This window comes from Roseateles sp. P1_C1_2 (assembly GCF_056406535.1).
This window is the reverse complement of the sequence record NZ_JBFUAB010000004.1, coordinates 75,921-101,988: the sequence shown is the minus strand read 5'-3', so window position 1 is coordinate 101,988 and position 26,068 is coordinate 75,921. Positions and strand designations below refer to the sequence as shown.

Sequence of the window (26,068 nt, the reverse complement as noted above, 5' to 3'; positions counted from 1 at the left end):
CCTCGCCCGTTGTCCCGGTATCGATGCCCGAAAACCTTCCCGAACTTCGCCAGGAGATCGCCGCCCTGCTGCCGCGGCTGCGCCGTTTCGGCCGCACGCTGGCCCACTCCCGCGAAGACGCCGACGACCTCGTGCAGGTCGCCATCGAGAAGGCCCTGACCCGCACCGACCAGTGGACGCCTGGAACGCGTCTGGACAGCTGGATGTTTCGCATCATGCAGAACGCTTGGATCGATGAACTGAGGGCCCGCGAGCGACGCGGCCAGACCTTCCTGCCCGAGGAGGAAGGCGAGCATGTCGGCGACGGCGCTGTGACGGGATCGCAGCTCGATGCCATCCTCGTGCGCAGGGCCGTGGCGAAGTTGAGCGACGAGCACCGCGCCATCGTCGGCCTCGTGCTGGTGGAAGGCCTGAGTTACCAGGAAGCGGCGCAGACGCTGGGCGTGCCGGTCGGTACCGTCACGAGCCGCCTCGCCCGCGCCCGCGAGGCGCTGCAGGAATTGGTGGGAGAGTGGCCATGAGCCGCAATGATGAAGAGCTGTTGAAGGCCGAGCGGGCGCGCATGGCGGCCGCCTTCGGCGACGTGTTGAACGAGCCCGTGCCCGACCGATTCAAGGCCTTGCTGGCCGAGCCCGCTGCCCAGGTGGTGGACCTCGGCGCCGTGCGCGCCCAGCGCCGTTCGATGTCGAACTGGATGGCCTGGGGCGGCATGGCGGCGACGCTGGTGCTGGGCACGCTGATCGGCATGCGGCTGCCGCCGCCTGCCGGCGGCGATGAGCGTCTGGTCGCCAGCGGCGTCATCGCCCAGGCCCTGGACACCCAGCTCGCCAGCGCTCCCGGCCGCGCGGTGGCCGTGCAGGTCAGCTTCAAGGCCAAGGACGGCCGCTACTGCCGCAGCTTCTCGACAAACGCCTCGGCCGGCCTGGCCTGCCGTGAAGCGGATGGCGCCTGGGCGCTGCAGCAGGTCGCGGCGACGAGCACCGCGAGCACCGGCATGCGCCAGGCGGCCAGCAGCCTGCCGCCCTCGGTGCTGGCCGCCATCGACAGCACCATGGCCGGCGAGGCCTTGAACGCCGACCAAGAGAAGGCCGCACGCGACGCCGGCTGGCGCTGAGAATCAGCCCTGCCGGGCTAGCATGACGCAGCCGGCCCAACCTTTGCCTTTGCATGCCCTGGCGAATCTCCGCAAGCCTGCTGCGCTTCAAGCGCTATCTGATTCTCGGCAACCTCGTCATCCTGGCGATGCTCGCTGGGGTCGCATGGCAGGTCGCCTACGCCAGCCACCAGACGCATGAGGCGCGTGCGCGCCAGACCGCGGCCAATCTGGCGCAGACGCTGAGCCAGAGCGTCAGTGCAGGGCTCAAGCTGGTGGACAACAGCCTGCAGACGACGCTGAAGCGGCTGGACGAGTTGCTGAGCAAGGGGCCGGCAGACCTGCGGGAGCTGGCGCGCGTTGCCGAGGAGCAGCGCACCCTGGTGCCCACCATCGATGCGCTGCGCGTGACCGACGCCAGCGGCCTGGTGCTCAACCCCGGTGACAGGCCCGGCGTGTCCATGGCCGACCGCGATTACTTCCAGGCCGCCAAGGCCGAGCCGACCAGGACGGTGGTGTCCGAGCCGGTGCGCGGCCGTCTCATCGGCGGCTGGGGCCTGGCCATCGCACGCGCCCGCATGGCAGCGGACGGCAGCTTCCAGGGCGTGGTCTACGCCAGCGTCAAGACGGATCGCTTTCGCGACGACTTCAGGCGCGCCGACGTCGGCCCCCAGGGCGCCGTGACGCTGCGCTCGGGCACGCTGCAGCTGATCGCGCGACATTCACCGCAGGACGTCAACCCCGAGGCCGGCACCGGCACGGCCAGGGTGTCCGACCAGCTGCGCGCCGCGCTGGCGCTGGACCCGAAGCGAGGCAGCTTTGTCACGCGCACGGTGCTGGACGGCATCGAGCGCGTCACCGCCTACGAGGCCGTGCCCGACTACCCCATGCTGCTGCTGGTCGGCCTGGCCACCGACGACTTCTTCACCGCCTGGCGGCGCGAGGTCATGGTGCTGGCCGCGCTGCTGCTGCTGCTGGAGGCCTTGCTGCTGGCCTTCTCTGTCTTCATCTACCGCGCCCAGGCCCGGCAGGTGAAGGAGCGCAGCCGCGTCGAACTGCTGGCCGCCGAACGCGGCGCCCTGCTGGACAACGAGCTGGTGGCGATGGTGAGGATGCGCGACCGCCAGGAGACCTGGCACAACGCCGCCCTGGCCCTGCTGTTCGGCTACGCGCCCGGCGAGCTGAGCGGCCAGCCCGCGCGCCTGCTCTATCTCGACGACGAGTCTTTTGCTCTGGTCGGCCGCTCCTACCAGCAGTTGGAGGCCCTGCGCAGCTACCGCACCCAGCTGCGCATGCGGCGCAAGGACGGCAGCGCGATCTGGATCGACCTCAGCGGCACGGCCCTGCCCGATGGGGAGTCGCTGTGGCTGATGCTGGACATCACGGCCCTCAAGCAAAGCGAAGAGCAGGCCCGCCACCAAGCCTTCCACGACCTGCTGACCGGCCTGCCCAACCGCCATCTGCTGCAGGAGAGCCTGGCCCTGCTGCTGCGCGATGCCGAGCGCAACGAGCGCTGGCTGGCCGTCTGCTATCTGGACCTGGACGGTTTCAAGGCCGTCAACGACAACCAGGGCCACGACGCCGGTGACGCGGTGCTGCGCGCCACCGCCGAGCGCCTGCTCGCCAATGTGCGCATCAACGACGTGGTGGCACGCATAGGCGGCGACGAGTTCGTGCTGGTGCTCAACCAGCTCAGCGGGCTCGCCGACGAGAGGCATGCGCTGAACCGGCTGCTGGACGCCTTCGAGGCGCCGTTTGCGCTGCCGAACGGCGGCTCGGCCCGGATCGGCATCAGCATCGGCGTGGCCATGTATCCGCGCCATGGCAGGGACGCCCACACGCTGATCACCCGTGCCGACCAGGCCATGCTGGCCGGCAAGCGCGCCGGCAAGGGCCGCTGGGTGATGGCCGAGGACGCGGACCCGCCGCCCTAGAGCACCGCCGTGAAGTGCTCCATGCTCGGCGGGCTGGCGAAGAAGCTGCCGATGTGAGCGCGCCAGACGGCGAACAGCGGCCCGTTGCGGAAGCCCTGCATATGGTCTTCCAGCGTCTGCCATTCGACCAGCAGCACATAGCGCTCGGGCGACTCCAGGCCGCGCTGCACGCTGGCGCGGATGAAGCCCGGCGACTGCGACAGCGCCTCGGCGATGCCCAGCTGCAGCGCGGTTTCAAAGGCGGCCTGCTGGCCGGGCAGGATGCGGAAGTCGGCGATTTCGAGAATCATGGTCTGAACTCTGCCATGTCTGCCATGCCCCGCGCGTTCAGGCCGACTTGTGGTCTTGCATCAGACCGACCGCCAGCCCCAGCGGGTCCAGCATCACGGCCATCACGTCGCCATCCGGCAGCGCCGTGACGGGCACGATGACCGTGGCGCCCTGGGCCGTGGCGGTAGACAGCGTCGCCGCGACGTCGGGCACGCTGACGAAAACCTGCACGCTGCTGGGCGCACCGGGCGGCGCGGGCCAGATGCCGCCGGGGATGCCGCCCGGCGCGGCCGGGATCTCGCGATAGCCCATGGCGTTGTGGGCCGTGATGGCCCAGCCGAACACGCGCCCGTAGAACTGCGCCGCGCGCTCGGGGTCGGGCGTGACGATCTGCCAGTGAGTGACGGGTGCATTCATCGTTGAGTCTCCTGGAGGGGGGATTGAAGTTGCCAGTGGCCCCGGCTGCGCATGACGAGCACGCGGTCGACCAGCAGGCGCTGCAGCGCGACGTTGACGGCGTCCAGCGGCAGGCCGGTCATGGCGGCCAGCCAGCGGGAATCGGGGCGGAAATCGCGCCGCGTGATGGCGCGGCAGACGCCGCGGCGGGCCTCGGCGAGGCCGAGCTGCGCGATCTCGTCGTCGGCCAGCCCGAGGCGCCGGCCCAGGCGCTGCACGCAGCGGCCGGTGGCGACGGTGCGGCCGGCCAGCAGGCGCGTCAGCGTGGCGTGGTGCACGCCCAGCGACTGCGCAAGCGCCCGCAGCGAATAGGCCGGATTGACGGCGCGGCGGCGGGCCAGGGTGTCGGCGAGCAGGGTGTGCAGGACCATGGCGCCCAGCTTAAGCGCGGGCCTCGCCGGCCTCGCGCAGAAACTGGTGCGATCCCCCGGTCAGGGCGCCTTGTCGGGCTCGGGGATGCGGCTGATCTGCACGCTGACGATCTTCCAGGCGCCGCCGCGCTTCACGTAGATGTCGATGTAGCGGTAGTGGCTCTTGAAGGCCTGGCCCTCGTAGCTGCCCGTCATGCGCGTGCGGCCACTGAGCAGGGCCGTGTCGCCGTAGACGCGCACCTCGAAGTCTTCGACGGTGTAGGGGTCGATGACGAGGTCGGGCGAGACCAGGCCCTCGACAAAGCTGGCCTTGGTCTCGATGTTGCCGCGGCCATCGATCTGGCGGAAGTCCGCGGCCATGTTCGCCTCGATGGCAGCGCGGTCCTTCTTGATGATGGCCTGGTCCCAGGCGTCGGACTGGGCCTTGAGTTGAGCCAGCAACTTGGGGGGCGGCGCGGCATGAGCGAAGGCAGCCGTCGCCAGCATCAACGCCGCCAGGGCGACACGGCGCGTGCTCATGGCTTGAGGCTGCGCCAGATCAGGCTGGTGATCAACTCGCGTGCGGCCTCGAAGTCGGCATCGTCCAGCGCCGGCTTGCCCATGTAGAGGGAAAACTGCGGCCCGAGGTCGGCATAGGCCTGGGTGGACGACCAGATCAGGAACATCAGATGGGTGAAGTCGACACGCCGGATCAAGCCTTCATCGGCCCAGCCCTCGAAGCGCTCGACGTCGGCATGCAGCAGCGGCATGACCTGGGCCTTCAGCACGTCCTGGTAGCGCGGCGCGCCGGCCATGATCTCGCGCGTGAAAACGGCGTTGCCGCTGGCCCGATCCCGGCTGAAACGTAGTTTTGCCGACACATAGGCCTGGATGGCGCCCTCGGGTTCGTCGGCCTCGGTGATGGCGTTCATATTGGCCATCCACTCGCCCATGACGCTGTCCAGCACGGCGCGGTAGAGGTCCTCCTTGCTGGGCCAGTGGTAGAGCAGGTTCTGGCGGGACAGATCGAGCACGGCCGCGATGCTGTCGAGGCTGACGCCTTCAAAACCAAAGCGGGCGAACTGGCGTTCGGCCTCGGCAAGGATGGCCTCCTGCTTGCGCAGGGTGGCGGCGCGCGGGGTGCGCGTCACGGTCGCGGTGTCGGTCATGGCGCGCATTTTGACGGGGCGCACCAAGCCGGCCCTGCGGGTTTTTACGCTTCGGTCAAGTTTTACAGGGTAGTAATGTTTGCCTGTTTTCGCCTGGGAGATTCCCGTGGACCTTGCCGACTTGAAATCCGGGCGCCTGACGCCCGATGAGTACGCCAGCAACTTTGCCGACGCCCATCCGCCGCTGAACCGCACGCAGGCGCTGATCGAGGCCGAGCGCTGCTACTACTGTTACGACGCGCCCTGCCAGACGGCCTGCCCCACGGGCATCGACATCCCGAGCTTCATCCAGCGGGTGGCGCAGGACAATGTGCGCGGCGCGGCTGAGGCCATCCTGACGGCCAACCCGCTGGGCGGCATGTGCGCCCGCGTCTGCCCGACCGAGGTGCTGTGCGAGCAGGCCTGCGTGCGCAACACCAACGAAAGCAAGCCGGTCGAGATCGGCATGCTGCAGCGCTATGCGGTAGAGGGTCACTTCGCCAATCCCGGAGCCAAGCCGCTGTTCGAGCGCGGCATGCCGACGGGCCGCCGCATTGCCGTCGTCGGTGCCGGCCCGGCCGGCCTGGCTGCGGCGCACGGCCTGGCCTGGCGCGGCCACGACGTGGTGCTGTTCGACGCGGCGCCCAAGCTCGGCGGCCTGAACGAATACGGCTTGGCCAGCTACAAGGTCGCCGGCGGCTTTGCGCAGAAGGAGATCGACTGGCTGCTGAGCATTGGCGGCGTCACGCCCAAGCTGAACTGTCGACTCGGCCGCGACATCACCCTCGACGGCCTGCTGGCTGAGTACGACGCCGTCTTCCTCGGCCTGGGCCTGGCCGGCGTCAACGCACTGGGCATTGCCGAGCCGCAGGTCACCGGCCTGCGCGACGCCGTCGACTTCATCGCCGAACTGCGCCAGAGCGCACCGGAGATCGTCACCGTGGGCCGCAAGGTCGTCGTCATCGGCGGCGGCATGACGGCCGTGGATGCCGCCGTGCAGAGCCGGCTGCTGGGCGCCGAGCAGGTGACCATGGTCTACCGCCGCGGGCCCGACGGCCTGTCGGCCTCCGAGCACGAGCAGCACTGGGCTCAAACCAACGGCGTGGCCATCCGCTGCTGGGCGCGGCCCCTGTCCGTCGAGGCGGCAGGCGGCGCGCTGCGCGGCATGCGCTTCGCGGCCACCCAGCTCGAAGGCGGCAAGCTGGTCGACACCGGCGAGCAGTTCTTCATCGAGGCCGACATGGTGCTGCGCGCCATCGGCCAGACCTATGAGGCGGCCCCCGCGGGCGCCGGCATCGAACTGCAATCCGGCCGCATCAAGACCGACGCCGATGGCCAGACCAGCCTGGCCCGCGTCTGGGCCGGTGGCGACTGCCGCGCCGGCGGCAGAGACCTGACCGTGGAAGCCGTCGAACACGGCAAGCGCGCCGCCGTCAGCATCGACCGCGCCCTGGGCCTGAGCACCGCCCGTCACATGGACAAGGAGGCCTCGAATGGCTGACCTGAGCACCGACTTCCTGGGCATCAAGAGCCCGAATCCCTTCTGGCTCGCTTCGGCGCCGCCGACCGACAAGGAGATCAATGTCCGCCGCGCCTTCGAGGCCGGCTGGGGCGGCGTGGTCTGGAAGACGTTGGGTGAGGACCCACCGGTCGTCAACGTCAACGGCCCGCGCTACGCCACGCTGTGGAGCCAGGACCGCCGTGTCATCGGCTTCAACAACATCGAGCTGATCTCCGACCGGCCGCTGCAGACCAACCTGGACGAAATCAAGCGCGTGAAGCGCGACTTCCCCGACCGGGCCATGATCGTGTCGCTGATGGTGCCGGTGAACGAGGCGAGCTGGAAGGCCATCCTCGAGCGCGTGGCCGACACCGGTGCCGACGGCGTGGAGCTGAACTTCGGCTGCCCGCATGGCATGAGCGAGCGTGGCATGGGCTCGGCCGTCGGCCAGGTGCCGGAGTACATCCAGCAGGTCACCGAGTGGTGCAAGAAGCACACGAGGATGCCCGTCATCGTGAAGCTGACGCCCAACATCACCGATGTGCGCTTCCCGGCGCGCGCTGCGCATGCCGGCGGCGCCGATGCGGTCAGCCTCATCAACACCATCAACTCGGTCATGGGTGTGGACCTGGACCGCATGACCATGAGCCCGGTCACCGACGGCCTGGGTTCGCACGGCGGCTACTGCGGCCAGGCCGTGAAGCCGATCGCACTGAACATGGTGGCCGAGATCGCCCGCGACCCGACCACGGCCGGTTTGCCCATCAGCGGCATCGGCGGCATCACCACCTGGCGCGACGCGGCCGAGTTCATCGCCATGGGCTGCGGCACGGTGCAGGTCTGCACGGCCGCCATGGTCTATGGCTTCAAGATCGTGCAGGACATGTGCTCGGGCCTGAACACCTTCATGGACGAGAAGGGCTACAAGAGCATCGCCGACTTCCAGGGCCGCGCCGTGCCCACCGTGAAGAACTGGAACCAGCTCAACCTGAACTACGTCGAGAAGGCCGTCATCGACCAGGACAGCTGCATCAAGTGCGGGCGCTGCCACGTCGTCTGCGAGGACACCTCCCACCAGGCCATCTTCGCGACCAAGAACGGCCAGCGCCACTTCGAGGTCAACGACGCCGAATGCGTCGGTTGCAATCTCTGCGTGTCGATCTGTCCCGTCCCTGGCACCATCACGATGCGCAAGCTGGAAGCCGGCGAGACGGACGCCCGTACCGGCCGCGTCATCGACGGCAGCTATGCCAACTGGACCACGCACCCGAACAACCCCATGCGTTCGGGCTGCGCCTGAAGGAATTGAAATGAGCAGTCACTACGAAGTTGCACACTGGATCAACGGGGCCATCAACCGCGGCAATGGCGACCGGCAGCAGGACATCTACAACCCCGCCACCGGCGCGGTGCAAGGCAAGCTGCTGCTGGGCAGCGTCGCCGACCTGGACGCCGCCGTGGCCAGCGCCACCAAGGCCGCCAAGGCCTGGGCCCAGACACCGGCCCTGGCCCGCTCGCGCGTGCTGTTCAAGTTCCTGTCCATCGTGCAGGACAAGCGCGAGGAGCTGGCCCGCGCGCTGGTACGCGAGCACGGCAAGACCCTGCCCGACGCGCTGGGCGAAGTGGCCCGCGGCATCGAGAACATCGAGTTCGCGACTGCCATGCCGCAACTGCTGAAGGGCGAGTACACCGAGCAGATCGCTCGGGGCCTGGACGCCTGGAGCGTGCGTCAGCCGCTGGGCGTCGTGGCCGGCATCACGCCGTTCAACTTCCCGGCCATGGTGCCCATGTGGATGTATCCGCTGGCCATCGGCTGCGGCAATGCCTTCATCCTGAAGCCCAGCGAGCGCGACCCGTCGGCGTCGCTGCTGATGGCGCAATGGTTGAAGGACGCCGGTCTGCCCGACGGCGTGTTCAGCGTCATCCAGGGCGACAAGGACATCGTCGACGCCATCCTGGCCCACCCCGGCATCGCGGCCGTCAGCTTCGTCGGCTCCACGCCCGTGGCCGAACACATCTACAAGGTCGGCTCGGCCCACGGCAAGCGCGTGCAGGCCCTGGGCGGCGCCAAGAACCACATGGTCGTCATGCCCGACGCCGACCTCGAACAGGCCGTGGACGCACTGATGGGCGCGGCCTATGGCTCGGCCGGCGAGCGCTGCATGGCGATCTCGGTGGCCGTGGCCGTGGGCGATGCAGCGGATGCGCTGGTGGCCGCACTCGCGCCCAAGGTCGCCGCACTGAAGATCGGCGAGGGATTTGGTGCCGGCATGGAGATGGGGCCGCTGATCACGCGCGCCTCGCAGCAGCGCGTCGAGAAGCTGATCGGCGAAGGCGTGGCGGCCGGCGCCAAGGCCGTCGTCGATGGCCGTGGCCATCGCGTGGCCGGGTTTGAAGACGGCTTCTTCGTCGGCGGCACGCTGCTGGACGGCGTGTCGGCCGACATGAGCTGCTACACCGAGGAAATCTTCGGGCCGGTGCTCTGCGTCGTGCGCGTGCCCAACCTGGCCGCCGCGCTCGCGCTGATCGAGGCCAATGAGTACGCCAATGGCGTGGCCATCTTCACCCGCGACGGCCATGTGGCGCGCGAGTTCGTGCACCACATCCAGGTCGGCATGGTGGGCGTCAACGTGCCGCTGCCGGTGCCCATGGCCTTCAACAGCTTTGGCGGCTGGAAGCGCAGCCTGTTCGGCGACCATCACGCCTACGGCCCCGAGGCGGTGCGCTTCTATACCAAGCACAAGGCCGTCATGCAGCGCTGGCCGGACAGCCTGCCCAAGGGCCCGCAATTTGCTTTCCCGCAGAACACCTGAACCGCAAGGACGCTGCCCATGACCGACCCCACGCTGAGCAATCCGGACCTGATCCCGACGACCGCTGCCCAGCGGACCTGGCGCTGGTACCACTTTGCGGCGCTGTGGGTGGGCATGGTCATGTGCATCCCGGCTTACACACTGGCGGCCAGCCTCATCGAGTCGGGCATGAGCTGGAGCCAGGCCGTCGGCACGGTCTTCCTGGGCAACCTCATCGTGCTGGTGCCCATGCTGCTGATCGGCCATGCTGGCGCCAAATACGGCATCCCGTATGCGGTGCTGGCGCGGGCCTCCTTCGGCACCCAGGGCGCGCGGCTGCCGGCCCTGCTGCGGGCGCTGGTGGCCTGCGGCTGGTACGGCATCCAGACCTGGTTCGGCGGCCAGATGATCTACACGCTGGCCGGCGTGCTGATCGGCCATCCGCTGACCGGTGATCCGCTGCCGGGCCTGGGCATCAACCCGGCGCAGCTCGGCTGCTTCCTGCTGTTCTGGGCGCTGCAGTTCTGGTTCGTCGTGCACGGCATCGAGGCCATCCGCAAGCTCGAGACCTACACGGCACCGATCAAGATCGTCATCTGCTTCGTGCTGCTGTGGTGGGCCTGGGACAAGGCCGGCGGCTTCGGGCCCATCCTCGACCAGCCCTCGGCGTTCGTGGAAGGCGGCAAGAAGGCCGGCGAGTTCTCTGCCGTGTTCTGGCCCTCGCTGACCGCCATGGTCGGCTTCTGGGCGACGTTGGCGCTGAACATCCCCGACTTCACGCGCTTTGCCAAGACGCAACGCGACCAGCTCATCGGCCAGGCCATCGGCCTGCCGCTGCCCATGGGCCTGCTGGCGGCGCTGGCCGTGTTCGTCACCTCGGCCACCGTCGTCATCTACGGCAAGGCGCTGTGGGACCCGGTGGACGTGGCCAGCCGCATGACGGGTGCCGCCGTGCTGATCGCCCTCATCGTGCTGCTGATCGACACCGTCAGCGTCAACCTCGCAGCCAACCTCGTCGGCCCGGCCTATGACTTCTCGGCGCTGGCGCCGGGCAAGATCAGCTACAAGACCGGCGGCATGCTGACGGCCGGCATCGCCATCGTCATGATGCCGTGGAAGATCCTGGCCTCGACCGAGGGCTATATCTTCACGTGGCTGATCGGCTATTCGGCGCTGCTGGGGCCGGTCGCCGGCATCCTCATCGTCGACTACTACGTGCTGCGCAAGACCGAGTTGTCGGTGGATGAGCTCTACCGCGAAGGCGGCCGCTACAGCTACCGCGGTGGCTGGAACATCGCCGCCGTCATCGCCTTCGCCGTCGGCGTCGCGCCCAACATCCCCGGCTTCCTGAACGCCGCCTTCCCGGCCGCCTTCCCCGAGGTCGGCGCGGCCTTCAAGGCCATCTACACGTACGCCTGGTTTGCCGGTCTTGCCCTTGCCGCCATCGTCTATGGCGCACTGATGGCCGGCAAGACCCAACCCCAACCGCTCACGAGGAGCGCGACATGACTTCCCTGTTGATCCGCGGCGCCGTCGTCGTCAATGCCGATGCCGAATCCCGCACCGATGTGCTCTGTGTCGACGGCCGCATCGCCGCGATGGGCGAGCGCGCCGTCACCGAAGCGCCCGCCGGCACGACGACGCTGGACGGCACCGGCCAGTACCTCATTCCCGGCGGCATCGACCCGCACACGCATATGCAGCTGCCCTTCATGGGCACGGTCACGCAGGACGACTTCTTCAGCGGCACGGCGGCGGGCCTGGCGGGCGGCACGACGTCCATCATCGACTTCGTCATCCCCAACCCGCAGCAACCGCTGATGGACGCCTACCGGCAGTGGCGCGGCTGGGCCGAGAAGAGCGCGTCCGACTACGCCTTCCACGTCGCCGTGACCTGGTGGAGCGAGCAGGTGCATGCCGACATGGGCACGCTGGTGCGCGAGGAAGGCGTCAACAGCTTCAAGCACTTCATGGCCTACAAGAACGCCATCATGTGCGACGACGAGACGCTGGTGAACAGCTTCAAGCGTGCCCTCGAACTCGGCGCCATGCCAACCGTGCACGCCGAGAACGGCGAGCTGGTCTACCTGCTGCAGGCCGAGGTCGCCAAGATGGGCATCACCGGCCCCGAGGGTCATCCGCTGAGCCGCCCGCCGATGGTAGAAGGCGAGGCCGCCAACCGCGCCATCGCGATTGCCGATGTGCTGGGCGTGCCCATCTACATCGTGCACGTCAGCTGCATCGAGAGCGCCGAGGCGATCGCCCGTGCGCGCGCCCGCGGCCAGCGCGTCTACGGCGAGGTGCTGGCCGGCCATCTGCTGATCGACGACAGCGTCTACCGCGATCCGGATTTCGCCAAGGCCGCCGCCTATGTGATGAGCCCGCCCTTCCGGCCCAAGATCCACCAGGAGTTCCTGTGGCGCGGCCTGCAGAGCGGCCAGCTGCACACGACGGCGACCGACCACTGCACCTTCTGCGCCAGCCAGAAGGCCGCCGGCATCGACAACTTCGCCAAGATCCCCAACGGCTGCGGTGGCGTCGAGGAGCGCATGGCGGTGCTGTGGGACGCTGGTGTCAATTCCGGCCGCCTGACGCCCAGCGAGTTCGTCGCCATCACGTCTTCCAACGCGGCCAAGCTCTTCAATATGTACCCGCGCAAGGGCGTCATCGCTGAAGGGTCGGACGCCGACCTCGTGCTGTGGGACCCGGCCGGCATCAAGACGCTGAGCGCCAAGACGCAGTTCTCCAGGAACGACTTCAACATCTTCGAGGGCCGCACCGTGCGCGGCATTGCCAGCCACACGATCGCGCAAGGCCGCCTCGTGTTCGCCCGCGGCGAGCTGCGCGCCGAGCAAGGCAAGGGCCGCTATCTGAAGCGCCCGCCGTTCGGCCCGCAGTTCGATGCCGCGGCCAAGCGCGCCCACGACCTGGCTCCTACCGCCGTCGCTCGATGAAAATGAAGCCCCCACGCTCGCTTCGCTCTCTGCCCCCCGAGGGGGCGCGTCAGCGCCTTCGGGCGGCCGGGCGCCGCTGACATGCAAACCGTCATCCCCCAGCTGCGCATGACGGACGCGGCGCGCACGCAAGCCTTCTACATCGACCAGCTGGGTTTCAGCATCGACTGGCAGCACCAGTTCGAACCCGGCCTGCCGCTGTTCCTGCAGCTCACGCGCGCAGGCCAGACGATCTTCCTGACCGGCCACGCCGGCGACTGCGCGCCCGGTGGCGCCGTCTATTTCTGGGTGCCCGACGCCGACGCCGTCTACGCCGCCTTCACGGCCAAAGGCGTGAAGCCGGTCAAGCCCATTGAAGACATGCCCTGGGGCGTGCGCGAGTTCCTGCTCGTCGACCCCGACCACAACAAACTGCGCTTCGGCACGAAGCTCTAGGAGTCCACGATGGACATGCCCACCAAGACAGACATCACGAAGCTGCGCGTCAACGGCCAGCGCCTCTGGGACTCGCTGATGGAGCTGGCGCAGATCGGCGCCACCGAGAAGGGCGGCGTCTGCCGCCTGACGCTGACCGACCTCGACAAGCAGGGCCGCGACCTCGTCACGCGCTGGGCGCGCGAGGCCGGCATGACGGTCACCATCGACCAGATCGGCAACGGCTTCATGCGCCGCGCGGGCCGCAACAACAGCTTGGCCCCCATCATGACCGGCAGCCATATCGACACCCAGCCCACCGGCGGCAAGTTCGACGGCAACTACGGCGTGCTGGCCGGCATCGAGGTCGTGCGCACGCTGAACGACCACGGCATCGAGACCGAGGCGCCCATCGAGGTCGCCTTCTGGACCAATGAAGAAGGCTCGCGCTTCGTGCCCGTCATGATGGGCTCGGGCGTGTTCGCCAAGGCCTTCACGCTGGAGCATGCCTACGCCGCGACGGACACCGAAGGCAAGACCGTCAAGGGCGAGCTGGAGCGCATCGGCTACGTCGGCAGCCAAGTGCCGGGCGACCACCCCATCGGCGCCTACTTCGAGACCCATATCGAGCAGGGCCCGGTGCTGGAGGATCACGACAAGACCATCGGCGTCGTCACCGGGGTGCTGGGCATCCGCTGGTATGACTGCGTCGTCACCGGCATGGAGGCCCACGCCGGCCCCACGCCCATGGCCCTGCGCAAGGATGCGCTGCAGGTGGCCGCCAAGCTGATGCAAGAAGTGGTCGCCTGCGCCCACCGCCACCCGCCGCATGGCCGCGGCACCGTGGGCATGGTCCAGGTCCACCCCAACAGCCGCAACGTCATCCCCGGCCGCGTCAAGTTCAGCATCGACCTGCGCAACGCGACCGATGCGCTGTGCGAAGCGATGGACGCCGACATCCGCGCCGTGGCTGCCAAGCTCAGCGCCGACAGCGGCCTGCCCATCGAAATCACGCCGGTCAGCGCCTACCCGGCCCAACCCTTCCACGCCGACTGCATCGCTGCGGTTCAGAAGGCCGCCGACACGCTGGGCTACAGCAATATGCGCGCGGTCTCCGGCGCCGGCCACGACGCCGTCTACATGGCCCGCCTGGCCCCGGCTGGCATGATCTTCATCCCCTGCAAGGACGGCATCAGCCACAACGAGATCGAAGACGCCAAGCCCGAGCACATCGAGGCGGGGTGCAATGTGCTGTTGCAGGCCATGCTCGAGCGCGCGGGCTGATCTCGCAGCAAGTCCCGCCCCTATAGTGCGCCGCCATGGCGCCTGCTTCGGCGCCTCGCCCTGCGAGGAGCCGGCTTGATCCGACGTCTGTTGACCACTGTCCTGCTGCTTGCGCAGCTGACGAGCCATGCTGCCGAGCCGCTGGCTCCGGCCTGCGAAGCGCAAGCTGCTGACCGCACCGTCCGCGAGCAGGGCTTCGTGGCCATCAACGGCATCCCGCAGTGGGTGACCATCAGCAGCCAGGACTGCCGCAACCCGGTGCTGCTCTTCATCCACGGCGGCCCCGGCAATCCGATCAGCCCGTTTGCAGACAATCTCTACGGCGGCTGGGCCAAGGACTTCACCCTGGTGCAATGGGACCAACGCGGCGCCGGCCGCACCTATGGCCGCAACCTGCCGGTGCGTGAGCTGGAGCCCGAAGAATTCGCGCGCACGCCGCTGACGCTGGCGCTGATGGCCGCCGATGGCCTCGCGGTGGCCGAGTACCTGCAACAGCGTCTGGGCAAGAACAAGCTCATTCTGACCGGCAGCTCCTGGGGCTCGGCCCTGGCCGCGGAGATGGCGAGTCTCAAGCCCGAGCTTTTCCATGCCTATGTCGGCGTGGCCCAGCTCGTCGGGCCGCCGGATCTGATCGCCAGCCATGCCCTCACGCTGCAACGCGCCCGCGAGCTCGGAGACGAGGCCGCACTGACCACGCTGCAAGCCCTCGGTACGCCCCCCTGGACCAACCCGCGCAGCTTCGGCCAGCTGCGCCGTATCGTGCGCCGCTACGAAGCCCAGCGCAGCGACGCCGGCCCCGACTGGCGCCCCGCGCCCGGCTACGCCAGCCCGCAGGACCTGGCCGCCTACGAGGCGGGCGAGGACTTCTCCTTCCTGAAGTTCGTCGGCTTCAAGGCCGACGGCATGCTCTGGCAGCTGGCACTGAAAGAACAGCGCACGCGTTTCCGGCTGCCGGTCTTCCTCATCCAGGGCGAGCAAGACCTGCTGACCCCGCCGGCCGTGACGCAGGCCTGGTTCGACGGCATCCAGGCGCCGCGCAAGAAGCTGGTGACGGTGCCCCGTGCCGGCCACGACCCGAACGGACCGCTGCTGGAGGCGCAACTCCGCCTGCTGCGCGATGAGGTCATCCCGCTGACGCGCTGAACGCAGGCCGCGCCCTGACGCACCAGGCCTGCACCACGGCCCAGCTCAGCTCGGGCACGATGAACAGCAGCATCACCGGTGCGCCGGTCTGCAGCCAGGCCCACGCCATCCACACGCCGAACAACAGCCGCCCGGCCGCGTCATAGCGGCCGAACTGCACCGTCGGCCCGCGCAACCTCAGCACCGCCCAGACGAGGACGATGCTGCCCATCAGCAGCGCGAACAGGGTCTGCACCGCATCGAAAGCCGGCAGGGGCAGGCCCCCCAGGGCCTGGTTGATGGCGCCGAGCTGGGCGCGATTCAATTCAAAGGTCCAGGGCGTGGCGAAGGGCGCGGTGACGATGAGGTCGTAGAGGGCGCTGAGCCAGACGACGCGCAGGAAACCGGAGTTGCTGAAGGCAGGCATGGCGAGGCATGAAATAGGGACGTGCACACATGCTCGACCTTGGACCACACTCCAAGGTCAAGCTATTTCGGATGCCTCATGCTCATCGGCACCCTCGCCACACTGACCGGCCTGAGCCGCGACAGCCTGCGCTTCTACGAGAAGCGCGGCCTGCTGCAGGCGCGCCGCACCGACAACGGCTACCGCGACTACCCCGCGGAGACCGTGCAATGGCTGGGCTATGTGCGCACGGCCCAGCAACTGGGCTTCACACTGACCGAGATCGCGGCCGACATGCCCTTGCTCGCCCAGGGCGAGGAGGCCGGCCCGGCGCTGCGGGCAGCGCTGGCGCGCAAGCTGGCAGACATCGACGCGCGCATCGCGGCGTTGCAGGGCCTGAGGGCGGAGCTGGCAGTGCGCTTGGCCGAGACGCCTGAGACCGGCGCGAGCTGCCCCTTGCGACCGGCCGCCTGACCGCTCACGCCACCGCGCTGCGCACCGCCTCGCGCACCAGGCCGTCGAGCTTGCCGGTGATCTGCGTCAGCTCGCCCGACACGACGGCGAACTCGCGGCCCGAGTCGCCCGCCCGCGCGGCGACGACCTGCGCGTTGAAGGACACGATGCGGGCGTGTTTGGCGATGGTCTCGATGTCGCCCATGACGGCGGTGAGTTGCTTCTTGGCCGCGGCGGCCTGCTGGCGTGCCAGGTCCTCGTACAGCTGCGTCAGCCGGTTCAGCACCGCCAGCAGCGGTGTGACGCTTTCCACCAGCTCCTCCAGCAGGGCCGCAGCGCTGCGGCCCTCGGTGGCGATGGCATCGAGCGCTCGCTGCGCCAACGCGATGAAGCCGCCGATGCGCTCATCGGCCCGGTCGGGGCCGAAGTAGGCCTGCTCCAGCTCGCCGCCCAGCGCACGCGGCGACAGTTCGCCTTCGGTCAGCGAGCGATGGGCCTCACGGAAGGTCGCCAGCGCATCGTGGGCCGTGGCGAGCGCACCTTCGCGGCCTTGCAAGGCCAGCACCGCGAACAGCACCAGGCGCTGCGATGTGAAACGGCGTCGACCCGACAGGTTGATCAACTTGCCAAACGCCTCGCCTGCCGTTTGTTTGGGCACGGCCCCCGCTTTTCGTGCATCGGGCACTGCACGCTGATGGTGCGACATGACATCCTCCGTGAGCTGGGTCACGACCGGTGCCTCCCGCAATGCGCGTGCCGGTCCTGCCAACCCTAGGGTTAGCACGGGGCGTGCCAGCAAATCCCTGCGTGCGCAGCAGCCAGCGGCCGCCCTCCCATGTCCTGCGAGCATCGCCTTGCCACCCCATCGTGACAGCTCGCTTCATCTGACCAACAGCGACTCAAAATGCCGGGGTGCTCACGCTGCACTCAGCATCGTCATGAAAACATCCTCTGCGCGTTCTCGACCATGTCTTCTATCGGCATTGCTTCTTGCGGCCTGCCTGACTGGCTGCGCCTCGTCCAAGCTGCCTCAGTCCGTAGGTCAGGTATCCCCTTTTGACCGTATCAAGTCTGCACAACTGATTCTGGATGTGCCTGAAACGCTGCCGACCAAGATCACAAGGTTCTCTACCAAAAAAGATCCCGTACCCATCACCTCCGCCGACCGTGCCTATGCACAGCTTCATTCGAGCGCTGTACTCAAGTCATTCGTGAACGATGTTCAGGGCAGGTTCATCGCTCTCGCGATGAGTCAGCAAATACCTTTGCAAGGACCCACGGCCGGTTTGCCAGTGCTTCGCATTCAACCGAACCGAATCGGAACCGGCTGTGACGAACGAGGCTGCGCAACCTATCTCTATGTCCGGGTCGAGGCGCTCTCCACCGCCGGCCAGCTCATCTGGAGCGTTGAATCGAGCGTCAGCAGCGAGCGCAAACCGAACGAATCAGACTTCGACACTTTCGCCACCAGGATTTTCGGCGCCATCAGACGGGACGTTCTTTTTTCCCAATGACTGGCTGGCAGCTCAAGTGCGTAGGCCACTCGAAAGTCGTTCCGTTGCTGTGCGCAGCGTCTCATCCCGCTTCGCAAAGCAGAACCTCACATGCCGCCTCTCCTGCGGCTGCTGGTAGAAGACCGACAGCGGGATGGCCGCGACGCCGATCTCGGTGGTCAGCCATTGGGCGAAGTCCAGCTCGGGCAGATCCGACACGGCGCTGTAGTCCACCGTCTGGAAGTAGGTGCCCTCGCAGGGCAGCAGCTTCAGCGGCGTGGCTGACAACGCCGCGCGGAAGCCGTCGCGCTTGGCCTGGTAGAAGCCGCTCAAGCCCTGCCAGGGTGCCGGGTCGGCGAGATAGGCCGCAATCGCGTGCTGGGTCGGCGTGTGCACGGTGAACACGGTGTACTGGTGCAAACGGCGAAAGGCCGCTGACAGCGCCGGCGGCGCGGCGACAAAGCCGACCTTCCAGCCGGTCACATGGAAGGTCTTGCCGAAGCTGCTGACGAGGAAGCTGCGCTCCCTCAGGGCGGGGTAGCGCGCGACGCTCTCGTGTGGTGCGCCATCGAAGACCATGTGCTCGTAGACCTCGTCGCTGATGACGAAGAGGTCGTGCGCTTCAGCGATCCGCTCCAGCTCGCGCAGGTCCTCGGCGGTCGCGATGCGGCCGCTGGGGTTGTGCGGCGTGTTGATCACCAGCGCCCGCGTGCGCGGCGTGATGGCGGCACGCACCGCCGTCCAGTCGATGCAATAGTCCAGCGTCATCGGCACGCCGACGGGAATGGCACCGGCCAGGCGGATGGCGGGGTCGTAGCTGTCGTAGGCCGGCTCGATGATGATGACCTCATCGCCAGCGCCCACGCAGCTGTGCAGCGCCGTGATCAGCCCCTGCGTGCCGCCGGCTGTGATCGTGATGTCACGGTCAGCGTCATAGGCCGAGCCGTAGAGCGCGTTCAGCTTGGTGGCGATGGCCTGACGCAGCGCCGGCACGCCGGTCATCGGCGGGTACTGGTTGTGGCCGGCGGCCATGGCGTCGGTGACGGCCTGCAGCAGGGCCGGGTCGGCGCCGAAATCCGGGAAGCCCTGGCCGAGATTGACGGCGCCATGCTCGGTGGCCAGCGCCGACATGACGGTGAAGATGGTGGTGCCGGTATTGGGCAGCTTGGTGGGCAGGTCACGCATGGTGGGCGATTTTGCGCGAGCCGGCCCACCCTTCCTCGCTGGCCGCATTTGCTGATGCGGCCAGCGACGTCAGCCGCGCCGCGGCCCGCCCAGCAGCACCCGGCGCGCCGCCAGTCCGATCGGGAAGCCGAACAGGAAGCAATGCGCGGCGATCGCCGCCGCATCCAGCTTGGGTGGCCAGAACGGCGTGTGCAGGGCCGACAGCGGCAGCACGACGTTGTTCATGCCGAAGTAGACAACGAAGCCATAAGCCAGGCCGGCGGCCGTCGCATTGCGCAGCAGGGCCGGCAGCCGCAGGGCCACCACGCAGAAGAGGGCAGCCCAGATCAGTGCGATGCCGTAGTGCAGCGCGACGCCCAGCGCAAAGGTCTCCGGCCCGCCGCCAAAGGCCACCTCGCGGCCGATGAGGCCGGCGGCGACGGTCTGGAAGACACGCAGCTTCATGCCGTAATAGCTCAGCGCGAAAACGAGGTCGCCGGTGCCGGCGAGCAGGCCACCCCAGGCGATGGCCCTGGCTAGAGGATTCATCAGCGGTTTCATGCGGGTGGCCCCTTCAGTTCGACGACATTGCCTTCAGGGTCGCTCAAGTAGATGGAAGGCCCCTCGCCTTCGGCACCATAGCGGCTCTCGGTCTTGCCGCCCTCAACGCCGTGGGCCGTCAGATGCGCGCGGATGGCGTCCCCGTCGAAGGGTTCGACGCGCAGGCAGAAGTGATCCATGTTTCGGCCCTCGACGCCGGGCGCGGCCCCGCCCATGCGGCCGAGCTTGCCGTCCACCGGCACGAGGTCGATCAGCGAATGGCCGGCACGCAGCTGCACGAGGCCGATCTCGTCCTGGCGGCGCTCGACCGAGCAGCCGAGCACGTCGACATAGAAGCGGACCATGGCATCGAGGTTGATGACGCGCAGGACGAGATGGTCAATGCCTTGCAGCTTCAGCATGCGCAGTCTCCTGTTCCGGGGGCGTGAGGATCATGCCGCGCCGCGCCCATGCCGAAAGTGACGACGGGTTTGTCCGGAGTAACGAAAGGGCCTCGCCGCGCTCAATAGGGACATGCAACTTCTGCAGGCCTCCTCCCCATGCGCCCCGACATGAGCTGGCTGACCCGCCTCGGCTTTGTCGCCCCGGCCGCGTCCGCAGCCGGCGATGACGCCGCGCTGCTGGCGCGCGTGGCCGATGGCGACGCCGACGCGCTGGCCCTGGTCTACCGGCGCGAGAGCGGCTCGGTCTACCGCTATGCGCTGGCGCTGGCCGGCGACGAGGCCACGGCGCTGGATGCCGTGCAGGAAGCCTTTGCCCAGTTGCTGCGCGGGCCGCAGTCCTTCAACGCCGGCCGCGGTTCGCTGGGCGCCTATCTCGCCGGCATGGCCCGCCACCAACTGCTGAACCAGTGGCGCGACGCACGTCGTCATGTGCCGCTGGACGACTCCCTCGACGCCGACGAAGGCGCCGAGGCCATGCCGGCCAGCGACACCCGCCTGAACCAGGCTCAACAGCAGGACGGCCTTTGGGCCGCCATCCGCGCCTTGAGCTGGCCGCAGCGCGAAGCCATCGTGCTGGTGGACCTGCAGGAGCGCAGCTACGAGGACGCCGCCGGGATTGCCGGCGTCAGCGTGGACACCTTGCGCACCCGCCTGCACCGCGCCCGGCAGCGCCTGGCCGATCTGCTCGCCGTGGGAGAAAAGCCATGAGCCCCAACGACACCCCCGACTGGCTGCTGCCCGCCCGCGGCGAGTTCGCACGGCTCCAACCCGGCGCCGACCAAGACGCTGCGCTATTGGCCCGCCTGACCGACCAGCAACGCGTGCTGCGCGCCCGACGCCGGGTAGCCGAGACGGCCGAGGCCCACGAGCCCCGCTGGCTGCGCCGCCTGGCCTGGGGCAGTGGGGCGCTGGGCGCCACGGCCGCCGTGCTGCTGAGCGCCATGCTGCTGCTGGACCCGCCCGGCACCCAGACCGCGCAGGCGGCGCCTGCTGGCAGCGGCTTCATCCCGCTGGTGCCGGAGGGTGAGTTCCGCGCGGCGCTGGCGGCCAGCCGCAATGCCGCCGTGTGGCTGCAACCCGCCGAGCTGCCGCGCGAGCGCCTGGCGCTGCTGGGCCTGCCCTTCGATGCCGCGTGCGCCGACGAGACGGTGCGCGCCGAGCTGATGTTGAACCCGAGCGGCCAGGTGCTGGCCGTGCGGATCCTGAATTGACCTGGAGAACGACATGAAGACGCCCCTCACCGCCCTGACGCTGATCGCCATGGCCGCTTCGGCCACCGCGCTGGAAGCTGACCGCCTGCAAGCGCGGGACATCGAACGCGAAGTCGAGCGCAGCGTGCAGCTGGCCCTGTCCGACCTGCCCGTGCGCATCGCCATGGGCGACCAGGCCCTGGCCTTTGCCGGCCGCGAGCTGGAGGGCGAGCGCGTCGTGCGTGGTGCGCCCTACTGCGCGACGGCCGTGCACGAGAACGTGCAGACGCTGGGCGACGGCAACCGCATCGTGCGCAAGCAGCTGAGCCAGCTCTGCCGAGACGGCGAGGGTCGCACGCGCCGGGAAGTCCAGCGCGAGGGTGGCCCCAAGGTCGTCTACCTGAACGACCCGGTGGCCAAGGAGAGCTGGGTCATCTACCCGGACCAGAAGCGCGTGCAACGACTGCGCGGCTCCATGGTCTGGGCACCGGGCGCCGACGCGGCCGCGCACGCCGCCTGGGAGGCGTCGATGCAGGACTGGGGCGAGCGCATGAAGGAGCAAGCGGCGCGCTGGAAGGAATGGGGTGGTCGCGTGGCCGAGCGCGCCCGCAGCGTGGATGCCGAGCGCGTCCGCGGCCGCGCGATGGCCGGCGAGCCGGGCATCGTCATCGAGCAGGAACTGGTGGCGCCACCCGCGCCGGGTGCCAGCGCCGTCGAGCGCCGCCGTGAGCTGCGCGTCATCCGAGCCAGCGAACTGCCCGCCATGCCTGCCATGCCCGCCCTGCCCGCACCACCGGCGCCGATGACTCCGCCCACGCCGCCGCTGCCGCCCCTGCCCCTGTTGCAGTTCCCCATGCTGCCGCGCGAGGGCGGCACGACGACCGCGCTGGCACCCAAGGAGATCGACGGCCTGAAGGTCACCGGCGAGCGCACGACGTGGACCATCGAGGCCGGCAAGATCGGCAACGAGAAGCCCATCGTCAGCAGCCGCGAGGTCTGGCGCAGCCCCGAGTTGATGCTGACCGTGCAGAGCCGCGATGCCGACCCGCGCATGGGCGAGCAGAACTACCGGCTGGAGAAGATCAAGCGTGGCGAGCCCGACGCGGCGCTGATGAGGCCGCCGGCCGAATTCAGCGAAGTGCCGAAGCGCAGCGCCAGGCCTTCGACGAATGCCCCGAGCGCGCCCAAGGCGTCCTGACGCGTCATTCGGCCGGCGATCGCACGGCGGCCCGCACGGGTCTTCAGGGCATCGGACATCGTGAGGGCCTGTGCCGCCATACGGCCACCTGTTGTCATGTGTTCCCATGAACAGGGCGGCGGGAAGCCATCCTGAATGTTCAGGACGCAGCCGCCGGCAACGCGTGTGCGCCGTTCTAGCATCGGCCCCTCACAGGAGGCCCTCATGCCCGCACCCGCCACGCCGACGCCCGAAGCCGCATCGCGCGTGCTCACGCCCACCGTGCTGGCCTGGCTGGGCGCCCTCACCGCCGCCGTCGTGCCTCTGGTGCAGTTCATCAACGGCTACTGGCAGAACCAGCTCAAGCAGACCGAGATCGCGCACCAGATCGCGCTGGACTTCGCCAAGCTGGCCATCGCGGACAAGGCGTCACGCGAATACCGGCGCGACACGCTCACGGTGATCGCCTCCATCGAAGGCAATCCGCTGCAGACCTGGGCTCGCGCCGAGCTGCAGGCACGCCGCGGCGAACAGCAAGCCGTCATGGAAGCCCTGCGCAGCCGTCTCGAGGGCCGGCGCTACACGACGCTGGTGGAATGCAAGGCCTATCTCGAGCAGCAGCTCAAGGTGCAGAGCTACTTGGTGGCCGAGACCTTCGACCGCAAGGACATGCGGGACACATTGGGCGCCGCGATCAAGGATGACTACACGAGCGCGGTCGAGCGCGATTGCCGCGATCTCGAGACCGGTACGCGCGCGGCCGTCGTGGTGGCGATTGCGCCCACCACCAAGCTGTCGACCACGCCGTCGACCACCACGGGTCAGGGCGCCGCCACCACGATGCCTGTCGAGGATCGCGCCTGCACCTTGGGCCAGGGCAACCCGCTGAACAAGCTGACGGTGGCCAAGCTGGCTCGCATCTACCCGCGCGCCAGGCCGGCCGACCTCGAGACCTATCTGCCGCTGCTGCGCAAGGGCATGGCCAAGGCGGAGATCAACACCTGCTCGCGGGCCGCGATGTTCCTGGCCCAGATCGGCCGCGAGAGCGACGAGTTGCACTTCACGCAGGAGCTGTCCTCGGGTGCGGCCTACGAAGGCCGCGCGGACCTGGGCAATACCCAGCCGGGCGACGGAGCCCGCTTCAAAGGCCGCGGGCTGCTGCTGCTGACCGGGCGGAGCAACTACCAGCGCTTTGCCGAGGCCCTCGGCAGGCCCGAGCTGATGACCACCCCGGAGCTCATCGCATCCGACCCCGAGCTCGCGCTGGAGACGGCGCTGCAGTACTGGATCCAGGCCAAGCTGAACACCTACAGCGACAGCGACGATATCCGGCTGGTCACGAGGCGCATCAACGGCGGCTACAACGGCCTGGAGCAGCGCAGCGCCTACCTGGCGGCGGCCAAGGCCGCGCTCTGAAACGGCCTCAGGCCGCAGGGCTGGGATGCGGGCGGCCTCAGGCCGCAGGGCTCGGATGCGACGGCCTCAGGCCGCCGCGAGCATCTGGCTGAAGAACTTCTCGCCGCTGACGCGCGGCTTGTAGGCCGACACGGCCTTGGCGATGGCTGCGATGTGGTCGGGCGTCGTGCCGCAGCAGCCGCCGGCGATGTTCAGGAAGCCGGCCTGGGCGAACTCGCCCACCAGGCGCGCCGTCACGTCCGGCGTCTCGTCGAAGCCGGTGTCGCTCATGGGGTTGGGCAGGCCGGCGTTGGGGTAGCAGCTGACGGCCACGTCGCCCGCCACCTTGGCCAGTTCCTCGATATAGGGCCGCATCAGCGTCGCGCCCAGCGCGCAGTTCAGGCCGATGGCGATGGGGCGGGCGTGGCGCACCGAGTGCCAGAAGGCGGTCACGGTCTGGCCGGACAGGATGCGGCCGGACGCGTCGGTCACCGTGCCCGAGATGATGACGGGCAGGCGCTCGCCGGTGTCTTCCATCAGCTCGTCGAGCGCGAAGATGGCGGCCTTGGCATTCAGCGTGTCGAAGATGGTCTCGACGAGGAAGAGGTCGCAGCCCCCCTCCAGCAGGCCCTTGGCCTGCTCGTAATAGGCGGCGCGCAGGGTGTCGAAGTCGACATTGCGGGCGCCGGGGTCGTTGACGTCCGGGCTGATGGAGGCGGTGCGCGGCGTCGGGCCGAGGGCACCCGCCACGTAGCGGGGCTTGTCGGGCGTCGAGTATTTGTCGCAGGCGGCGCGGGCCAGCTTGGCAGCCTCGACATTCATCTCGTAGGCCAACTCGGCGAGGTCGTAGTCCTCCTGGGCCACGGTGGTGGCGCCGAAGGTGTTGGTCTCGATGAGGTCGGCACCGGCGGCGAGGTATTGCTCGTGGATTTCAAGCAGCACATCGGGCCGCGTGAACATCAGCATCTCGTTGTTGCCCTTCAGGTCCTTGTGATGGTCCTTGAAGCGCTCGCCACGGTAGTCGGCCTCGACCAGCTTGTAGCGCTGGATCATGGTGCCCATCGCGCCATCGAGGACGGCAATGCGTTGCTGGAGCAGGGCCGGCAGGCCTTGGGCACGGGTGTAGGCGATGGACTTCATGATTTCACCATTTTCGCAGCCCCGGCAATGGCCTCGCCCAGTTGGGTGCATGAGGCCTTGCCGCCCAGGTCGGGCGTCTTGGGCGCGGCGGGGTCGGCCAACACGGTTTCGATGGCCGCCATGACGGCGTCGTGGGCGGCGCGGTGGCCCAGGAAGTCCAGCATCATGGCGCCGGCCCAGATCTGGCCGATGGGGTTGGCGATGCCTTTGCCCGCGATGTCCGGCGCCGAGCCGTGCACCGGCTCGAACAGGCTGGGCCATGCGCGCGTCGGGTTCAGGTTGGCCGAGGGCGCGATGGCGATGGTGCCGGTGCAGGCTGGCCCCAGGTCGGACAGGATGTCGCCGAACAGGTTGCTGGCCACCACCACGTCGAAGTGCTGCGGCCGTTGCACGAAGTGGGCGCAGAGGATGTCGATGTGGAACTTGTCGACCGCGACGCCAGGGAACTGCGCGGCCATGGCTTCGACGCGCTCGTCCCAATAGGGCATGGTGATGGCGATGCCATTGCTCTTGGTGGCGGAGGTGAGCTTGGCGCGCGGCCGCGAGGCAGCCAGCTCGAAGGCGAAGCGCAGCACGCGGTCGACGCCAATGCGGCTCATGACCGTCTCCTGGATGACGATCTCGCGCTCGGTGCCGGCGTACATGCGCCCGCCGACGCTGGAGTATTCGCCCTCGGTGTTCTCGCGCACGATCCACATGTCGATGTCGCCGGGCGAGCGGCCTGCGAGCGGCGAGCGCACGCCGGGCAGCAGTCGCGCGGGGCGCAGGTTCACGTACTGGTCGAACTCGCGGCGGAACTTCAGCAGCGAGCCCCAGAGGCTGACGTGATCCGGCACCACGGCCGGCCAGCCGACGGCGCCGAAGAAGATGGCGTCATGGCCGCCGATCTGTTCCTTCCAGTCGTCCGGCATCATCTGGCCATGCTGCTCGTAGTAGCGGCAGTGCGCGAAATCGAACTCGTCGAAGCGCAGCGGCAGGCTGAATCGCTCGGCGACGGCGCGCAGCACGCGCAGGCCTTCGGGCATGACTTCGGTACCGATGCCGTCACCGGCGATCACGGCGATCTTTTGCATAAGGGGCTTTCCTCACCACGGGAATCGGTGCGAGAGGATCTGCGCGGGCGCAGGGCTAGACGTGCGCCGCCGCCCTGGGCTCATGCCCAGGCCAGGCGCGCAACAACGCCATGCGCCCGCGCAGACCCTCTCCCGAAGGGTTGTCACTCAAAAGGCCGCGCGCGGCGTTGCAAAGCCTCGCTGGGGACGACCCCAGCTTCGGCTTCGCGCCTTGCTCGCGGCCTTTTGAGTGGCAACGCATCCGACTCCCGTGGT

General features: G+C 68.6%; 29 protein-coding genes. 17 read left to right on the top strand and 12 right to left on the bottom strand.

Annotation, left to right across the window (positions count from 1 at the left end; all coding sequences use genetic code 11):
- The first annotated feature begins 23 nt into the window (after positions 1-23).
- Genes AC1D2H_RS05110 through AC1D2H_RS05100 form a run of 3 tightly spaced genes read left to right on the top strand, consistent with a single transcriptional unit; the run spans position 24 to position 3,027 of the window.
- Positions 24-521, top strand: coding sequence for an RNA polymerase sigma factor (locus AC1D2H_RS05110; RefSeq protein WP_478010130.1), 498 nt, complete (start codon positions 24-26; stop codon positions 519-521).
- Complete coding sequence (locus tag AC1D2H_RS05105; RefSeq protein WP_478010129.1) at positions 518-1,114, top strand: NepR family anti-sigma factor; 597 nt, start codon at positions 518-520, stop codon at positions 1,112-1,114. Before AC1D2H_RS05110 ends, AC1D2H_RS05105 begins: the two co-directional genes overlap by 4 nt.
- 53 nt (positions 1,115-1,167) lie before the next feature.
- Positions 1,168-3,027: a sensor domain-containing diguanylate cyclase gene (locus AC1D2H_RS05100; protein WP_478010128.1), complete on the top strand. Its 1,860-nt coding sequence runs from the start codon at positions 1,168-1,170 to the stop codon at positions 3,025-3,027.
- On the opposite strand, the gene AC1D2H_RS05095 is transcribed toward AC1D2H_RS05100, so the two are convergent.
- The 5 genes from AC1D2H_RS05095 to AC1D2H_RS05075 are packed head-to-tail and all read right to left on the bottom strand — an operon-like array spanning position 3,024 to position 5,272.
- Positions 3,024-3,317 (bottom strand): antibiotic biosynthesis monooxygenase family protein, encoded by a 294-nt coding sequence (locus AC1D2H_RS05095; RefSeq protein WP_478010127.1) that lies wholly within the window; start codon positions 3,315-3,317, stop codon positions 3,024-3,026. The genes AC1D2H_RS05100 and AC1D2H_RS05095 overlap by 4 nt on opposite strands.
- A 37-nt stretch (positions 3,318-3,354) precedes the next feature.
- A complete protein-coding gene (locus AC1D2H_RS05090; protein WP_477927766.1) occupies positions 3,355-3,714 on the bottom strand; it encodes a VOC family protein in 360 nt (119 codons plus the stop codon).
- Entirely contained in the window at positions 3,711-4,124 is a 414-nt protein-coding gene (locus AC1D2H_RS05085; RefSeq protein WP_477927764.1) for a helix-turn-helix domain-containing protein, read from the bottom strand. Before AC1D2H_RS05085 ends, AC1D2H_RS05090 begins: the two co-directional genes overlap by 4 nt.
- 60 nt (positions 4,125-4,184) lie before the next feature.
- The gene (locus AC1D2H_RS05080) at positions 4,185-4,643 is read right to left on the bottom strand and encodes a nuclear transport factor 2 family protein (RefSeq protein WP_478010126.1); all 459 of its coding nucleotides are present in this window, start codon (positions 4,641-4,643) and stop codon (positions 4,185-4,187) included.
- Complete coding sequence (locus AC1D2H_RS05075; protein WP_477927760.1) at positions 4,640-5,272, bottom strand: TetR family transcriptional regulator C-terminal domain-containing protein; 633 nt, start codon at positions 5,270-5,272, stop codon at positions 4,640-4,642. Before AC1D2H_RS05075 ends, AC1D2H_RS05080 begins: the two co-directional genes overlap by 4 nt.
- 106 nt (positions 5,273-5,378) lie before the next feature.
- On the opposite strand from AC1D2H_RS05075, the gene AC1D2H_RS05070 reads away from it, so the two are divergent.
- From AC1D2H_RS05070 to AC1D2H_RS05035, 8 genes are all read left to right on the top strand, one after another.
- Positions 5,379-6,752: an NAD(P)-dependent oxidoreductase gene (locus tag AC1D2H_RS05070; RefSeq protein WP_478010125.1), complete on the top strand. Its 1,374-nt coding sequence runs from the start codon at positions 5,379-5,381 to the stop codon at positions 6,750-6,752.
- Positions 6,745-8,052 carry an NAD-dependent dihydropyrimidine dehydrogenase subunit PreA gene (preA, locus tag AC1D2H_RS05065; RefSeq protein WP_478010124.1) on the top strand — a complete coding sequence of 436 codons (1,308 nt, stop codon included), beginning with the start codon at positions 6,745-6,747 and terminating at the stop codon, positions 8,050-8,052. Before AC1D2H_RS05070 ends, preA begins: the two co-directional genes overlap by 8 nt.
- 10 nt (positions 8,053-8,062) lie before the next feature.
- Complete coding sequence (locus tag AC1D2H_RS05060) at positions 8,063-9,565, top strand: CoA-acylating methylmalonate-semialdehyde dehydrogenase (RefSeq protein WP_478010123.1); 1,503 nt, start codon at positions 8,063-8,065, stop codon at positions 9,563-9,565.
- A gap of 18 nt (positions 9,566-9,583) precedes the next feature.
- Positions 9,584-11,053, top strand: coding sequence for an NCS1 family nucleobase:cation symporter-1 (locus AC1D2H_RS05055; protein WP_478010122.1), 1,470 nt, complete (start codon positions 9,584-9,586; stop codon positions 11,051-11,053).
- The gene (gene hydA / locus AC1D2H_RS05050) at positions 11,050-12,498 is read left to right on the top strand and encodes a dihydropyrimidinase (RefSeq protein ID WP_478010121.1); all 1,449 of its coding nucleotides are present in this window, start codon (positions 11,050-11,052) and stop codon (positions 12,496-12,498) included. Before AC1D2H_RS05055 ends, hydA begins: the two co-directional genes overlap by 4 nt.
- Positions 12,499-12,579: 81 nt before the next feature.
- Positions 12,580-12,933 carry a bleomycin resistance protein gene (locus AC1D2H_RS05045; RefSeq protein ID WP_478010120.1) on the top strand — a complete coding sequence of 118 codons (354 nt, stop codon included), beginning with the start codon at positions 12,580-12,582 and terminating at the stop codon, positions 12,931-12,933.
- A gap of 9 nt (positions 12,934-12,942) precedes the next feature.
- Complete coding sequence (locus AC1D2H_RS05040) at positions 12,943-14,196, top strand: Zn-dependent hydrolase (protein WP_477927747.1); 1,254 nt, start codon at positions 12,943-12,945, stop codon at positions 14,194-14,196.
- A gap of 75 nt (positions 14,197-14,271) precedes the next feature.
- Complete coding sequence (locus AC1D2H_RS05035) at positions 14,272-15,339, top strand: alpha/beta fold hydrolase (RefSeq protein ID WP_477927745.1); 1,068 nt, start codon at positions 14,272-14,274, stop codon at positions 15,337-15,339.
- On the opposite strand, the gene AC1D2H_RS05030 is transcribed toward AC1D2H_RS05035, so the two are convergent.
- Positions 15,320-15,745 carry a hypothetical protein gene (locus AC1D2H_RS05030; RefSeq protein ID WP_478010119.1) on the bottom strand — a complete coding sequence of 142 codons (426 nt, stop codon included), beginning with the start codon at positions 15,743-15,745 and terminating at the stop codon, positions 15,320-15,322. The two genes, AC1D2H_RS05035 and AC1D2H_RS05030, sit on opposite strands and share 20 nt — an antisense overlap.
- A gap of 78 nt (positions 15,746-15,823) precedes the next feature.
- Here AC1D2H_RS05030 and AC1D2H_RS05025 point away from each other — a divergent pair, with 78 nt between their 5' ends.
- Positions 15,824-16,198, top strand: coding sequence for a MerR family transcriptional regulator (locus AC1D2H_RS05025; protein ID WP_478010118.1), 375 nt, complete (start codon positions 15,824-15,826; stop codon positions 16,196-16,198).
- 4 nt (positions 16,199-16,202) lie between these two features.
- Here AC1D2H_RS05025 and AC1D2H_RS05020 read toward each other — a convergent pair whose 3' ends face one another.
- Positions 16,203-16,835 (bottom strand): type IV pili methyl-accepting chemotaxis transducer N-terminal domain-containing protein, encoded by a 633-nt coding sequence (locus AC1D2H_RS05020; RefSeq protein WP_477927739.1) that lies wholly within the window; start codon positions 16,833-16,835, stop codon positions 16,203-16,205.
- Between the two features lie 280 nt (positions 16,836-17,115).
- On the opposite strand from AC1D2H_RS05020, the gene AC1D2H_RS05015 reads away from it, so the two are divergent.
- Entirely contained in the window at positions 17,116-17,691 is a 576-nt protein-coding gene (locus AC1D2H_RS05015) for a hypothetical protein (protein WP_478010117.1), read from the top strand.
- 12 nt (positions 17,692-17,703) lie between these two features.
- Here AC1D2H_RS05015 and AC1D2H_RS05010 read toward each other — a convergent pair whose 3' ends face one another.
- The 3 genes from AC1D2H_RS05010 to AC1D2H_RS05000 form a co-directional block, all read right to left on the bottom strand.
- Positions 17,704-18,855: a methionine aminotransferase gene (locus tag AC1D2H_RS05010; protein ID WP_478010116.1), complete on the bottom strand. Its 1,152-nt coding sequence runs from the start codon at positions 18,853-18,855 to the stop codon at positions 17,704-17,706.
- Positions 18,856-18,924: 69 nt separating this feature from the next.
- Positions 18,925-19,383 carry a hypothetical protein gene (locus AC1D2H_RS05005; protein ID WP_478010115.1) on the bottom strand — a complete coding sequence of 153 codons (459 nt, stop codon included), beginning with the start codon at positions 19,381-19,383 and terminating at the stop codon, positions 18,925-18,927.
- An 8-nt stretch (positions 19,384-19,391) separates the two neighbouring features.
- The gene (locus tag AC1D2H_RS05000) at positions 19,392-19,796 is read right to left on the bottom strand and encodes a VOC family protein (RefSeq protein ID WP_477927734.1); all 405 of its coding nucleotides are present in this window, start codon (positions 19,794-19,796) and stop codon (positions 19,392-19,394) included.
- 150 nt (positions 19,797-19,946) lie between these two features.
- Between AC1D2H_RS05000 and AC1D2H_RS04995 the strand changes: the two genes are divergently transcribed.
- The 4 genes from AC1D2H_RS04995 to AC1D2H_RS04980 all read left to right on the top strand — a co-directional run bounded on the left by AC1D2H_RS04995 (position 19,947) and on the right by AC1D2H_RS04980 (position 23,621).
- Positions 19,947-20,546, top strand: coding sequence for an RNA polymerase sigma factor (locus AC1D2H_RS04995; RefSeq protein WP_478010114.1), 600 nt, complete (start codon positions 19,947-19,949; stop codon positions 20,544-20,546).
- Positions 20,543-21,049, top strand: a complete 507-nt coding sequence (locus AC1D2H_RS04990; RefSeq protein WP_478010113.1) for a hypothetical protein — start codon at positions 20,543-20,545, stop codon at positions 21,047-21,049. Before AC1D2H_RS04995 ends, AC1D2H_RS04990 begins: the two co-directional genes overlap by 4 nt.
- Before the next feature lie 13 nt (positions 21,050-21,062).
- Positions 21,063-22,226, top strand: coding sequence for a hypothetical protein (locus AC1D2H_RS04985; protein ID WP_478010112.1), 1,164 nt, complete (start codon positions 21,063-21,065; stop codon positions 22,224-22,226).
- 204 nt (positions 22,227-22,430) lie between these two features.
- Positions 22,431-23,621, top strand: coding sequence for a glycoside hydrolase family 19 protein (locus AC1D2H_RS04980; RefSeq protein WP_478010111.1), 1,191 nt, complete (start codon positions 22,431-22,433; stop codon positions 23,619-23,621).
- A 66-nt stretch (positions 23,622-23,687) separates the two neighbouring features.
- Here the strand turns inward: AC1D2H_RS04980 and AC1D2H_RS04975 are convergent, their stop codons facing one another.
- Together AC1D2H_RS04975 and AC1D2H_RS04970 are read right to left on the bottom strand one after the other, a co-directional pair.
- Positions 23,688-24,740: a homocysteine S-methyltransferase family protein gene (locus AC1D2H_RS04975; RefSeq protein WP_478010110.1), complete on the bottom strand. Its 1,053-nt coding sequence runs from the start codon at positions 24,738-24,740 to the stop codon at positions 23,688-23,690.
- Positions 24,737-25,813 carry a tartrate dehydrogenase gene (locus AC1D2H_RS04970; RefSeq protein ID WP_478010109.1) on the bottom strand — a complete coding sequence of 359 codons (1,077 nt, stop codon included), beginning with the start codon at positions 25,811-25,813 and terminating at the stop codon, positions 24,737-24,739. The genes AC1D2H_RS04975 and AC1D2H_RS04970 overlap by 4 nt, the downstream gene beginning before the upstream one ends.
- Positions 25,814-26,068: the final 255 nt, after the last annotated feature.

Excerpts from the sequence above, each read along its gene's own strand:
- AC1D2H_RS05055 (WP_478010122.1), top strand. The coding sequence starts at position 9,584 with ATGACCGACCCCACGCTGAGCAATCCGGACCTGATCCCGACGACCGCT.
- AC1D2H_RS05040 (WP_477927747.1), top strand. The coding sequence starts at position 12,943 with ATGGACATGCCCACCAAGACAGACATCACGAAGCTGCGCGTCAACGGC.
- AC1D2H_RS05025 (WP_478010118.1), top strand. The coding sequence starts at position 15,824 with ATGCTCATCGGCACCCTCGCCACACTGACCGGCCTGAGCCGCGACAGC.
- hydA (WP_478010121.1), top strand. The coding sequence starts at position 11,050 with ATGACTTCCCTGTTGATCCGCGGCGCCGTCGTCGTCAATGCCGATGCC.
- AC1D2H_RS04975 (WP_478010110.1), bottom strand. The coding sequence starts at position 24,740 with ATGAAGTCCATCGCCTACACCCGTGCCCAAGGCCTGCCGGCCCTGCTC.
- AC1D2H_RS04980 (WP_478010111.1), top strand. The coding sequence starts at position 22,431 with ATGCCCGCACCCGCCACGCCGACGCCCGAAGCCGCATCGCGCGTGCTC.
- preA (WP_478010124.1), top strand. The coding sequence starts at position 6,745 with ATGGCTGACCTGAGCACCGACTTCCTGGGCATCAAGAGCCCGAATCCC.
- AC1D2H_RS05060 (WP_478010123.1), top strand. The coding sequence starts at position 8,063 with ATGAGCAGTCACTACGAAGTTGCACACTGGATCAACGGGGCCATCAAC.
- AC1D2H_RS04985 (WP_478010112.1), top strand. The coding sequence starts at position 21,063 with ATGAAGACGCCCCTCACCGCCCTGACGCTGATCGCCATGGCCGCTTCG.
- AC1D2H_RS05045 (WP_478010120.1), top strand. The coding sequence starts at position 12,580 with ATGCAAACCGTCATCCCCCAGCTGCGCATGACGGACGCGGCGCGCACG.
- AC1D2H_RS05005 (WP_478010115.1), bottom strand. The coding sequence starts at position 19,383 with ATGAATCCTCTAGCCAGGGCCATCGCCTGGGGTGGCCTGCTCGCCGGC.
- AC1D2H_RS05110 (WP_478010130.1), top strand. The coding sequence starts at position 24 with ATGCCCGAAAACCTTCCCGAACTTCGCCAGGAGATCGCCGCCCTGCTG.
- AC1D2H_RS05075 (WP_477927760.1), bottom strand. The coding sequence starts at position 5,272 with ATGACCGACACCGCGACCGTGACGCGCACCCCGCGCGCCGCCACCCTG.
- AC1D2H_RS05080 (WP_478010126.1), bottom strand. The coding sequence starts at position 4,643 with ATGAGCACGCGCCGTGTCGCCCTGGCGGCGTTGATGCTGGCGACGGCT.
- AC1D2H_RS05015 (WP_478010117.1), top strand. The coding sequence starts at position 17,116 with ATGAAAACATCCTCTGCGCGTTCTCGACCATGTCTTCTATCGGCATTG.
- AC1D2H_RS05090 (WP_477927766.1), bottom strand. The coding sequence starts at position 3,714 with ATGAATGCACCCGTCACTCACTGGCAGATCGTCACGCCCGACCCCGAG.
- AC1D2H_RS05010 (WP_478010116.1), bottom strand. The coding sequence starts at position 18,855 with ATGCGTGACCTGCCCACCAAGCTGCCCAATACCGGCACCACCATCTTC.
- AC1D2H_RS05095 (WP_478010127.1), bottom strand. The coding sequence starts at position 3,317 with ATGATTCTCGAAATCGCCGACTTCCGCATCCTGCCCGGCCAGCAGGCC.
- AC1D2H_RS05085 (WP_477927764.1), bottom strand. The coding sequence starts at position 4,124 with ATGGTCCTGCACACCCTGCTCGCCGACACCCTGGCCCGCCGCCGCGCC.
- AC1D2H_RS04990 (WP_478010113.1), top strand. The coding sequence starts at position 20,543 with ATGAGCCCCAACGACACCCCCGACTGGCTGCTGCCCGCCCGCGGCGAG.
- AC1D2H_RS05100 (WP_478010128.1), top strand. The coding sequence starts at position 1,168 with ATGCCCTGGCGAATCTCCGCAAGCCTGCTGCGCTTCAAGCGCTATCTG.
- AC1D2H_RS04970 (WP_478010109.1), bottom strand. The coding sequence starts at position 25,813 with ATGCAAAAGATCGCCGTGATCGCCGGTGACGGCATCGGTACCGAAGTC.
- AC1D2H_RS04995 (WP_478010114.1), top strand. The coding sequence starts at position 19,947 with ATGAGCTGGCTGACCCGCCTCGGCTTTGTCGCCCCGGCCGCGTCCGCA.
- AC1D2H_RS05030 (WP_478010119.1), bottom strand. The coding sequence starts at position 15,745 with ATGCCTGCCTTCAGCAACTCCGGTTTCCTGCGCGTCGTCTGGCTCAGC.
- AC1D2H_RS05105 (WP_478010129.1), top strand. The coding sequence starts at position 518 with ATGAGCCGCAATGATGAAGAGCTGTTGAAGGCCGAGCGGGCGCGCATG.
- AC1D2H_RS05000 (WP_477927734.1), bottom strand. The coding sequence starts at position 19,796 with ATGCTGAAGCTGCAAGGCATTGACCATCTCGTCCTGCGCGTCATCAAC.